Origin of the sequence: Helicobacter canis (assembly GCF_900451095.1) — a bacterium.
GTDB classification, from domain to species: Bacteria; Campylobacterota; Campylobacteria; order Campylobacterales; family Helicobacteraceae; genus Helicobacter_B; species Helicobacter_B zhangjianzhongii.
Genome location: NZ_UGHV01000008.1, coordinates 1 through 11,547 on the forward strand (window position 1 = coordinate 1; position 11,547 = coordinate 11,547).

General features: G+C 43.3%; 8 protein-coding genes and 4 pseudogenes. All 12 read right to left on the bottom strand.

Annotated elements, in window-relative coordinates; genetic code table 11:
- A pseudogene (locus tag DX060_RS12445) lies at positions 1-1,362 on the bottom strand (S1 RNA-binding domain-containing protein); the annotation flags it as partial.
- Between the two features lie 50 nt (positions 1,363-1,412).
- Positions 1,413-1,565 carry a hypothetical protein gene (locus DX060_RS11650; RefSeq protein WP_181814329.1) on the bottom strand — a complete coding sequence of 51 codons (153 nt, stop codon included), beginning with the start codon at positions 1,563-1,565 and terminating at the stop codon, positions 1,413-1,415.
- A gap of 85 nt (positions 1,566-1,650) precedes the next feature.
- Positions 1,651-4,250, bottom strand: a pseudogene (locus DX060_RS12300) (ATP-dependent Clp protease ATP-binding subunit).
- 363 nt (positions 4,251-4,613) lie between these two features.
- On the bottom strand, positions 4,614-4,910 hold the full coding sequence (locus tag DX060_RS10690) for a hypothetical protein (protein ID WP_115012037.1): 297 nt from the start codon (positions 4,908-4,910) through the stop codon (positions 4,614-4,616).
- Between the two features lie 308 nt (positions 4,911-5,218).
- Positions 5,219-5,341: a hypothetical protein gene (locus DX060_RS12305; RefSeq protein ID WP_258552264.1), complete on the bottom strand. Its 123-nt coding sequence runs from the start codon at positions 5,339-5,341 to the stop codon at positions 5,219-5,221.
- Positions 5,342-5,353: 12 nt separating this feature from the next.
- On the bottom strand, positions 5,354-8,212 hold the full coding sequence (locus DX060_RS10695) for a hypothetical protein (protein ID WP_147278845.1): 2,859 nt from the start codon (positions 8,210-8,212) through the stop codon (positions 5,354-5,356).
- An 11-nt stretch (positions 8,213-8,223) separates the two neighbouring features.
- Positions 8,224-8,652 (bottom strand): hypothetical protein, encoded by a 429-nt coding sequence (locus DX060_RS10700; protein ID WP_147278846.1) that lies wholly within the window; start codon positions 8,650-8,652, stop codon positions 8,224-8,226.
- Positions 8,653-8,929: 277 nt separating this feature from the next.
- A complete protein-coding gene (locus DX060_RS10705; RefSeq protein WP_115012518.1) occupies positions 8,930-9,133 on the bottom strand; it encodes a hypothetical protein in 204 nt (67 codons plus the stop codon).
- A gap of 567 nt (positions 9,134-9,700) precedes the next feature.
- Positions 9,701-9,808 (bottom strand): annotated as a pseudogene (locus tag DX060_RS12450) (type II toxin-antitoxin system HicB family antitoxin); the annotation flags it as partial.
- A 661-nt stretch (positions 9,809-10,469) separates the two neighbouring features.
- The gene (locus tag DX060_RS10715; RefSeq protein ID WP_115012519.1) at positions 10,470-10,913 is read right to left on the bottom strand and encodes an MBL fold metallo-hydrolase; all 444 of its coding nucleotides are present in this window, start codon (positions 10,911-10,913) and stop codon (positions 10,470-10,472) included.
- Positions 10,820-11,083, bottom strand: a pseudogene (locus tag DX060_RS10720) (MBL fold metallo-hydrolase); the annotation flags it as partial. The gene DX060_RS10715 and the pseudogene DX060_RS10720, both read right to left, overlap by 94 nt.
- Positions 11,084-11,200: 117 nt before the next feature.
- Positions 11,201-11,440, bottom strand: coding sequence for a hypothetical protein (locus DX060_RS10725; protein ID WP_147278847.1), 240 nt, complete (start codon positions 11,438-11,440; stop codon positions 11,201-11,203).
- Between the last annotated feature and the right edge of the window lie 107 nt (positions 11,441-11,547).

Consider the following 11,547-nt stretch of genomic DNA (forward strand, 5'->3'; position numbering starts at 1 on the left):
GCTTTTGTCGCTCTAGTCGCTTTACAGATACGCGCACGCGGTTATTTTGCTTATCAATGGAAGCGACCACACCCTCAATCTCACTCCCAACTTCTATCGCTTCTTTTCTAGTGGATACAAGTCTTCATTGCGTATAAGAGCATCCATACCATCAATTTCTACAAACACGCCAAAATCCTTGATGTCTATCACCTTGCCTTTGACAATATCATCGACTTTATATGTCTTGCTAAACACTTCTGCTGGGGACTCTTTCAAAGCCTTTCTGCTAAGGGAGATTCTTTGGTTTGTGCCATCTATCTTGACAATCCTTACTTCAACTTCTTCTCCAACCTTGAACGCATCTTACATTTATTGCCCTTCTCCAAAACGCATCTTCATTGTGCAGTAGTCCATCTACTTGCCCAAATTGATAAACGCCCCAAAATCTGTCAAAGTAGCAACCTTGCCTTCACTACATCATTAAGTTTATATGCTTTCATAAAGCCATCAAAAGGCTTTTCTAAAAGATTTTTCAACGATACGCGTAGTCTGCGACTAGTTGGATCAATTTCTATCACTTCCACATCAATCTCATCACCTACTTTCAACACATCGCTTGGGTGTTTAATATCCTTATCCCAAGAAATTTCAGAAATATGCAAGAAGCCCTCTACATCATTGCCAATATCCACAAAAGCCCCATACGCCTCAATATTGCTTACAACCACCTTGATCGTATAGCCCTTTGCAGCTCTTTTGCACCTCCTGCCAAGGATCTTGCGTAACAGCCTTGATAGAGAATGACAATCGCTTTTTCTCTTCATCATAGCCCACAACTTTAAGTGATACGACATCACCCTCTTTGTAGAGTTTAGCGGTATTCACAGGACCCTTATGGCTAATCTCTGTGTAATGCACAAGCCCTTGATACCATCAACTTCCACAAACATTCCAAAGCTTGTGATACTCTTTACAACCCCTTCAAACACCTTGCCATCTTCTTCTAAGAGTTTTTTAACTCCCTCTGCCTGTCTCACATCATCAATCTCAAAAAATCTCTTGCGAGAAACGATGATCGATCGCTCATCTGGACGCACATCGATAATGCACGCTTTCACCCTTTGTCCAATATTCTTCGCAGAATCCTTGAGTGCAGCCGCTGCACGAGGCATAAAGTAATCCACACCATCAGCTTCTAGCACATAGCCGCCCTTGTTCTTGCGGATAATTTTTCCCTCAACAACCTTGTCTTTAAAATCACTGCCAGCTCTTTGATCTTTTGCTCCACATTGGCAAGCTTGATAGCCTTTTATGTGAAACACTAGGTCGCTCACCTCTCCCAGCAGAGACAAACACCACAATCTCATCGCCCACATTAAAGGGGATCTTGCCATCTTTATCCGCAACTTCTGCCAGCCCCAAAAACCCTTCTAGCTTCTCACCACATCAACAAGCAAGCCGTTATCTTGGATAGCGATCACCTTGCCTGTCTTCACCTGTCCTAGCTCTTCTTGTCGCTCTCGCTCCGCAAGCATTCTTGCAAATTCGCCATTATCCTCTGTATCATCCAAAACTTTCAACATTCTATCGCCTTTATGAAAAATGTCGCGATTCTAGCGGATTTTTGCTTTTAGTAAGCTTTATTAGCGGGATAGATTCTTAAAGCTTTTACCCTTTATTATGCACGACTTCCACAGACAGCGCAGAATCCTTTACATCAAACACCACCCTATCGCCCTCTTGCACCTTTGCTTCTAAAATCAGCTCCGCTAGCCTGTCTTCTACCTCTTCATACATCGCCCTTTTTAGCGGTCGTGCGCCAAAGACAGGGTCAAAGCCCACTTCCGCGATAAAGGCTTTGGCAGCTTGTGTCAGCTCAATACCAATCCCTCTATCACCAAGCTTTGTAGCGATATTAGCAAGTAGATTCTCAACGATCTTTGTGATATTTGCAAGGCTTAGGGGTTAAGATCACAATATCATCAAGCCGATTGATAAACTCCGGCTTGAAGTAAGCCTTCAGCTCATCGCGCACCGCTGCTTCGCGCTCTTTTGTATCAGCTATATCCATAATCTTTTGGCTGCCAATATTGCTTGTCAAATGATAATGGTATTTTTGCAGTCAATCGTTACGCCCTTATTATCCGTGATCCGCCCATCATCAAGCACTTGTAAAAGCAGATTAAACACATCTGGGTGCGCTTTCTCAATCTCATCAAACAGCACCACGCTATAAGGCTTCCTGCGTAGAGCTTCTGTGAGCTGCCCGCCCTCTTCATAGCCCACATAGCCCGGAGCCGCGCCCACTAGCCGACTCACCTCGTGCTTTTGCATATACTCGCTCATATCAAAGCGGATAAGGTTTTCTCACTATCAAACAAAAGCGCGCCAACGCTTTAGCGGATTCTGTCTTGCCCACGCCCGTGGGTCCTAGGAACAAAAAGCTGCCAATGGGGCGATTGCTATCACTTAGCCCCGCTTTATTGCGCTTTATCGCGCGCGCTATGGCTTTTAACGCTTCATCTTGCCCTACTACACTTTGGGCTAGCTCTTGCTCTATGCCTAGAATCCTATCTTTCTCACTTTGAAGCATTTTGCGCACAGGGATTTGTGTCCAGCGGCTTACGATCTCTGCGATACTCTCTTGTGTTACAGCATTTTTTAGCAATGTCCCGCCTTCTTGCATACTCGCCCATTTTTGCTCTAATGCCTGCAAGGCTTCTTTCTCCGCTGGCAAAAGCCCGTATTCGACCTCTGCTGCCCTTTGCAAGTTCCCCTCTCGCTTGGCGATCTCACCCTCGCTTCGCAACGCATCGATTTTATCCTTGCTTTGGGCGATTTCTTGGAAGACTTGCTTTTCATTCTCAAAGCGCGCTTCAAGCCGGCGTTGCTCCTCTTTGGCATTGCCTAGCTCTTGCTCTATCTCTGCAAGCCCTATCGGCATTCGCGCCCTTTTTGGCACCCTTTTCCGCGCTATTTGCCTCCATTTTGATCGCTTCTTGCTCGATGGTGAGATTCTCAATTATCCGCTTGATAGAAGCAAGCGCGTTTGGCTGGGATTCTATCTGCATTTTTAGCTCCGCTGCGGCTTCATCTATTAGATCAATCGCCTTATCAGGCAAAAATCGATCTGTGATATAGCGAGCTGAAAGCTTCGCCGCTGCCACTAGCGCAGAGTCTGTAATGCTCACTTTATGGTGAGCTTCAAGCCGCTCTTTTATCCCGCGCAAAATATGCAGCGACTCACTCACGCTTGGCTCATCAAGCGCGATAGGCTGGAATCTCCTTGTAAGCGCGGCGTCTTTTTCAAAATATTTGCGATATTCCTTAAGCGTAGTTGCGCCAATGGTATGTAGCTCACCTCGCGCTAGGGCTGGCTTTAAGATATTTGCCGCATCCATACTGCCTTCAGCTGCCCCAGCCCCCACGATCGTGTGGATCTCATCGATAAACAAAATCACATTCCCAGCCTTTTTGACTTCATCGACCACCGCCTTTAGCCGCTCCTCAAACTCCCCGCGATACTTCGCCCCCGCCACAAGCGCGCTCATATCAAGCGCGATGACGCGTTTGTGCTGCAAGCTTAGGGGGACTTCTTTACGCACGATCCTTTGGGCTAGCCCCTCTACCACGGCTGTTTTGCCCACACCCGGCTCGCCTATCAAGATAGGATTATTTTTGCTCTTGCGGATAAGGATTTGCATCATTCGCATAATTTCTTCATCTCTGCCGATGACTGGATCAAGGCTGTTTTCCAACGCCTTTGCCGTTAGATCAATCCCAAATTTCGCCAAAGACTGCAAGGTGCTATCATCATTTTGATTGCTGATTTTCGCACCTTTACGCATAGATTCTAGGCTCTTTGCCAGCTCGCGCATATCAATGTATTTACCTAGAATCTTTACAAACATCTCGCTTTTGCTATTTGCGATGATAATGCTATCAAGAGCGATATAGCTATCGCCATTTTGCGTGGCGTGTCCTTGTGCGTTGTGCAGGGCGGTAGCAAGCTCTTGGGATAATCGCAAGCTCTCTTTGTTTATGTGGGAAGTTTTAGGGAGATTTTCTACCACACTTTTTGCCTCTAGGGTGATAGCGGCTTTATCGACATTCATCATCGTTAGGGCTTGGTTTAAGATACTTTGGGTATCAGTAAGCATTGCCCAAAGCAAGTGGGCTGAAGTGATTTCTTGATTATTGGCGTGTAATGCCAAAGATGCCGCAGAATCTAGGGCTTCTCTGCTTTGATTGGTTAATTTCTCAAACATTTCTTACTCCTTGAAATAGCACTTATATAATCCAAAGCAATGTAATATCGCTAAGTTTTATACACTAGGCATTATATAAATTTAGTCATTTACTATCAAGTTTATTTATATATAAACACATAGATTTTCTAGATTCTAGCAGACCAGATTCTAGAGTAGTGGATCCTATCCACAAGCGCACGCTTATCCAGCGGCTACTTCCCCTAGCAAACAAGGATTCTAAGCTTTGTGTTTTTGTTTTTTGTGGATTGCTAAAGAGTTGCGCTTTATTTTTTATGGATTACTAAAGAAGCTACGCTTTGCCTCGCGGACAAGTCCGCTCGCAATGACGGAAAATAAGCGTTAAGCCTAGAATCCACTTTTTTACATATCGCGTTTTATTGTCATCGCGAGCGAGTGAAACGAGCCGGCGATCCATAATTTTGCGCTAGCAAAATAACCTTTACTAGAATCCACTTTTTGAAAAGTGGATTCTAGGGTTAAATGCCAAAGGTGTAAAAAGTGGATTCTAGGAGTAAAGTTAGTTTGAGAGCAACACGATTCTAAGAACTCTAAAGAAGCTACGCTTTGCGGTGGGGCTGTGGGAGCTTTGCGATTTTTGGGGAAGGTTAGAAAAAAGTTTAAATGATAAAAAAGTCTAAATTCTAAAAAAGCTAGCAAAGGATTCTAGGATTAAAGTTAGTTTGAGAGCAACACGATTCTAAGAACTCTAAAGAAGCTACGCTTTGCCGCGCGGTGCAAGTCCGCTCGCAATGACGATAAAAAAGCTTGAAAATTAAAAAACCTGAAAAACTAAGAGAGTCACGGCGGTAGGATTACAAAAAGTGGATTCTAGGATTAAGTAAGACATTGTAAAAAGCTAGCAAAGGATTCTAGGATTTTGGTTTTGTTTTTAATGGATTGCCGCGCGGTGCAAGCACCGCTCGCAATGACGATAAAAAAGCTTGAAAATTAAAAAACCTGAAAAACTAAGAGAGTCGCGGCGGCAGGATTTGAGATGAGAAATCGTGGTTTTCAAGGCGCGGGCGCAGGGATTTACCTAAGCGGTAATGAGCAAGCCCGCGCCGCAGAATCCGCGATTTATCGCTCAAAGCCAACGCCTTTTAAAAGAAATAATGCCACCTTACAGAAGCATTATGCGTTATCCCTAACTCCCCACCTACTGCCACATAGCCTGCAGAGAAGTTTCCTAGCTTGTCTGTGTGGTAATTTATCACAAATGTGCCTTGGTAGAAAAATGGAGCTACATGCACTGCTGCTGCTCTACCTGTCTTTTCATCAATGGTATAAGCCTTGCCATTAAGTGTTGGCATAATGTTTATATCTGTATTCATTAGATACCTAAAGCCACCACCTAGTGTAGTAGAGAGCCTTTTGCCATACTCTTGGTAGTAGTTGAGATTTGCTTGGGCATAAGTAACAGCATAGCCTTGGCTTAGTCCTCCATAGCGTAGCTCACCAGAGCGGTTTGTCCTCATCTCAAACTCTCCTAGATAGCCACCCTCTACACCTACACCAACTGAAGGGAAGAGGATAGACTTAGCCCCATACATATACACAGATGAGCCTAGTCTAAAAGATGAGCCAAAGTTGATATTCCCTACATTAGCACTAAATCGCATACCATTCATATCTTGTCCTACAGATATATCGCTATAGCCGCCATTGATGTCAGCTAGGTAGTAGAATCCTGCTAGCTTCGTCTTAGCAAAGATATGGGAGAATCTAAGCCCTAGGAAGCCTGTGTGTCCTTGGGCATCGATATGGGCTTGCTTATAGCCATTGTAGATATACTCATACCCACCATAGAAGCCGATATTCCCACTTGTTTGTCCAAGAGCTAGATCCCAAGTCGAGCCAAAGAGTGTGCCCACACTCCAAGAGCTTGTTTGTGCGCCATTGGTTGCTTTATGTGAGCCTGTCCCACCATAGGCACGGATAAAGAAATCCCCTTGGACTTTATGCTTAGCTAGTAGCTCTGCACTTATCTCTCCAAGCTTTGGCTCTTGTGGCATTTCTGGTTTGCTAGCTAGGATTTTAGGCTTAGTAGGAGCTTTTGGCTGTATAGGAGCTTTTAGCTTATTGCTTTGGGCATCAGCTAGGGCTATAAGCTTTTGATACTCTCTCTCATAGCTTTTTTTATCTTGCTCGTATTGTTTGAAGTCTTTTAGATAGTCTTTGCGCTCTTGCTCGTATTTGCTCATAGCCTTTCTATAGTCTTTATGATTTGGCTTGAGATTTGGGCGCACAGGGGCTTTTGGCTCTATGGGAGCTTTGAGATTGGCATTAAACTTATTAGTTTTAGCAAGCACTTCTAGGTTTTTTCTCTTTTCTTCATAGCTCTTTTTCTCTAGCTCATAGCGTTTTAGGGCTGTTTGGTAGGCTCTTTGGTTTGACTCATAGGCTGCCATTACTCGCTTATAGTCTTTATGATTTGGCTTTAGATTTGGTCTTATAGGAGCTTTAGGAGCTATGGGGGCTTTAAGGTTGTTTGCTCTAGCTATGGTCTCTAGCTTGCTATTTTCCTCATTATAGATTCTAAGCTCTTGCTCATAGTTGCTCATAGCTTTTTCATATGCTTTTTGTGCTTTGGTGAAATCTGCCATAGCCTTTTTGTAGTGCTTATCGCTTGGCTTTAGATTTGGGCGCACAGGGGCTTTTGGCTCTATGGGGGCTTTTAGCTTTTTGGCTTTAGCGATGGTTTCTAGGTTTTTGCGATTATCTTCATAGGCTTTTTTGTCTTTGTTGTATTGCTCTAGGGCTTTTTGGTAGGCTTTGTCTTCTTGCTCGTATTTAGCGATCAAAGCTTTGTTTTCTTTGGTGCTAGCGAGTTTATCCCATTTGGCTAAGTCTAGCTTGTATTTGGCTAGGTCTTTTTGATACTGGGCTCTTGCATCTCCTAGGGTGGCTGCTTCTATGCGCTGCTTGGTTCTGCGCTCTTTGTTTTTCAAGCTTCTTCTGTTTTGTTCTGCGAGATAGGTGTCTATAAGCATTTTTCGTCGCATAGATTGGCGCACGACTACGCTTGTCATACTTGCAGCCACAGAAGCTTCTACCTCAAAGATAGGGGTGCCATCGGGATTAAACTTCACCCCTATACCTTGGAGCTCTGGGCTTGATTCAAAGGTGGGCTTGCTAGCTCCATCTACATAGCTATGGCTACCAGATGTTACATAGTCTGTAAGATTCTTGCTAATGCTTTTTGCAGGGTCAAAGTTGCCATCAAGGTAGGTTACTTGGATTTTATTGACGGCAAATTCTTTGTTGGTTCCTTGAGTGCTTGTATCGTTATTTATCGTTACTCTCTCTATAGCTTGGTTGCCTTTGAGTCCTACGCTTAGGGTATCAACGGTGAGTTTAGCGTCTTTAGTGATGTTGATATTAGAGAGTGTATGAGGCTCTACATTACCTGCTGTCCCTTGTCCTACACCATTTAGGGTGTTGATGGTGGCACTGCCTTTTGTTACGCTTAGCTCTTTGATGATACCACTTGCTAAGCCACCGCCTGTGTTATACACAGCATTATTGGTTACGCTATCAGCGTCTTTGGTGAGCTCTAGTTTATCAATGGTGCCGTTGTTAGTGATGTGGTTGGTAGCAGCGGCTTGGGCAGCGTAGAAGTTTGTGCCACTTCTAGCTTGTTTTGTGGTGGTGTTGGTAGTGAGTGTGGTGATAGAGCCGTTGTTGGTAAAGGAACCACTCGCTAGAGTAAATTTAGCAACCTTACCGATGATAGTGTGATTGCCACCCTCTTGAGTGATGTTATCAAAGGCAGAATCTGTGCCATTGACAAATGTAGAGCCACTGCCACCAGCTTTTAGCACTACATTGCTAAGTGTGCCGCCATTGTGGGTGAATGTGCCGCCGGAGAGATTGAGATTGGTAATTGTGCCACCTTGCTGGATAGCACCACCACCACTTTGATTGAGTGTAGTTACACTGCCTTTAATTTGCTCAAACACACCATTGCCGCTTAAATCCACCTTTGCAATAGTGCCACCTGTGATTTGAGCATCACTATAGCCACTAGAGCCGCCATTATGCTTACCTTGATGGAATGTCCATTAGTGATATTTAGGTTGGTAATCTCACCTGCAAGCTGATGTGCTTTGCCACCGCTAAGATTAAAGTCTTCTACCTTTATCTTGTTGAAAATTTGCGTGTCGCTATTTGCACCCGTTTGATTAAGCGTGGTGATATTGAGCTTATCGCTATTTTCATTATTGACTTTTAGGTGTAATAGTTTGGCTTGGTGATTTAGGGTGTCGATGGTGTTCTTACCCCCAGCTAGCTTGATCTCTAGCTTTGTATCGCCTTTTAGCGCAAGCTCTTTTATGGTGAGATTTTCGTTTCGGCGACATTGCTTGCAACTAGAATCGACAAAAAATGACAAAATCCACATAGGCGTATCCTGACTGCCCCTCTTACTTACATCTAACTCAAAATAGTCTATTGTGCTCTTTGCGTAAAAAAGGGGCTTCATCTGCACGGGTCGTCTTGTATAAGCGTAAGCAAACATTGCGTATTTGTAATTGTGTATTTGTTGATCGTTTTTGTTTCCATAGCGACTTAGCACGACACCACTCCTAATATTTGAAAAACTGCCTTCATTCTCTCTTGCACCAGTCCCATTATCTGCAAATGTTTTGCCACTATATCTGTCCCCATCGTTGCCTGTATTATAAGGTCTTGAGCGTTATTCTTTGGTATGTCATCGCACTAGCCACTGCGGAGCTAAGAGCAAGAAAGCATATTAAACTTAATCGTGTAGCCTTAGACTTAACTAGCTTTTGAGAATCTGTAGGATTTACAGCATTTAAAGAGAGATTATATACCCCCCCCCCCCCCGCACGAGTATGGGCGTTATTATTTGAAGTTTTCATAAGTTCTCCTTGTGAAGTGAAATGTAATAGTAGGAAGCTGGCATTGTTTATAAATTTTGCTTATTTTTTGCTTATTTTTTTGGCGTTTTTTTTTTTTTTGTAAAAATGTGAGATTTTGTGGAATCATTTGGGAGCGGGGGATTTGAGATTTATCCTAGATATACATATTCTTTACATTCTCTTACAAATTAAGCTTTTTGCGTTTATTATGGCTTGATAATGGAATCTAAAATATCTCTAACAATACTTGCTATCAAAGAAAGAAAATCTAGCAGACTATCTACTCTCTAGCAGATTCTATAATGCAAAAAGCTCTTTAATGATTTTTGGATGTAAAGTTTTACCTGTGTGGTGGGTAGACTATCCTGTGGGAATTTTTATGTAGATCTGGCTACCCTTTTGTCTTGCCGATAATAAAGCCTTCTTGAAGCAAAATTTTTCAGCCTCTTTTGCTGTAAGTTTGGTAGCTCAGGCATGGCTAGTTCTATGGAATAATCTGTATCTTTAGCCTGTATATGTCTAATCTATCTAGCTGCAAACTCCATATACATGCTGCCGCTTCTTGATATTGTAATGCTTCTTCATAGCTATCCGCTTGAGTTACACAGCCACTAAGCTCAGGCACAAAAGCAAAATAACCATTCTCATCTTTTGGATAATGGCATTTAGAATCATACAACTCCTTATGGCGAAACTGAAGCGGATTCTAGCAGAAGTTTTATTATCCAAGTCAAAACTTAGGGATAAGGCATAAGACAAAAGCTAAGTTTGGATTCTAATGTAGGATTTTAAAATGTGATAGAATTGCGATTAGAGGTTGCCTAAGAGAGTGCGACTCTCTGCGTAACCTACTTTGAATAAAGAAGGTTACGATGAGTAAGATTGTTTGCAAAATCTTTCCGCTATGATATTATTATTTTCATAGTCGTTCGCTTAAAAGCTCACTTAAGACCGCTCACGCGGGAGTAAATCCCGCTTCGCTCCTAAAGGATTGAGTTATGACTACCTGCGGTATTCATCAACTCGTTTTCTAAGGTTGTCAAGTGCTACTAGGATAATCCATAGCTCACCTTATTGAAACCTTTGGTCGTTAAGGGGGTGGGCTAGTCTTACTCTACTCTCTTACTTAACGCGTGCTTCACTCTTGTTTGATTTATTCAAAATCGCTTGTTTTCTAAAGAAACCTGCTTCGGCTTCGCCTTGCACCGCTGCGCTTGTTTTCTAAAGAAACTGCGCTGCGCTTGTTTTGGATTGCCACGCTTTGTCTTGCGCCAAAGCTCGCAATGACCAGAAAAGGGCGTTATTCGAAAAAGTGGATTCTAGGGCTATGCTTCATCTACAACACATACGGAAATGGCAAAGGTATATCCCGCAAAGATTCTAAGATTGTATGAGAGATGTGGATAAGTCGCGCTTGTTTGGGGGCTAGGGCTTTGATAATTTCAGCGGCTTCATAGTGGCTTAGGTGGTTGCTGCTATCTTTTTTGCCATTGCTATCCACAAACGCCCCTGCATCAATGTAGCAAATATCAATGCTCTTTTGCTGTAAAAACTCTAAACTCTCTTGCGGCAGCCCCGCACAATCAGTAAGATAGGCGATATTCTCGCTTGGAGTTTGGATAAAGTAGCCAAAAGTGGGCTTTGAGTGCAGAAGTGGGATAGGCGTGAAAGTGTAGCTATCAATTGCTATGGGTGTAAATGGGCGTAGGACTTGGTAGGTGATAGATTTTGTATGCTTAAATAAATCCCCAAAGCCCTGCCTATCATCTGGTGGTAGCACGCGATATGCTGCTTACTATAGCGCAAACGCAATAGCCCCAAGGCGTGGTCAGCGTGAAAATGCGTGAGAAAAATAGCACGGATTTTTGCACCATCAAAAAGCGTGGCAGTGGCTTCAATCCCACAATCAAGCAAAATATACTCGCTAGATTCTGTTTGCAAAAACGCGCTTGTGGAGAGATTTTGCCTGCCTTGTTTCTATACTCTTCACACGCGCCGCAGTTGCAGTTATGGACAGGTATACCGCCGCTGTCGCTGGAGCCTAGGAAGTGTAAAATCTTAGAGGGGTTATTTTATTTTGGCGTTGGCTTTTCTGTCATTGGCAGCACCGCTTGCACCGCGGGCAATCCATAGATTCTGTGGCAGCAAAAATGGCGGTGTTTGAAAAATCCTAGAATCCACTTTTTGTAATTCTGCGTTTTTATCAAACACGATTTCAGCCCGTTCATTTTGCGATTTATCAAAAGTGGATTCTAGGGCGGTGGTAGATTTTTGTATGGATTGCCACGCCGACAAGTCGGCTCGCAATGACGATAAAAAGCTTCATCACTAGAATCCACTTTTTTATTTGCGGTGGATTTTTCACACTCGGCTTGAATTTCTTCTTCAAGGATTCTAGGAATTGCGGTGGGTTT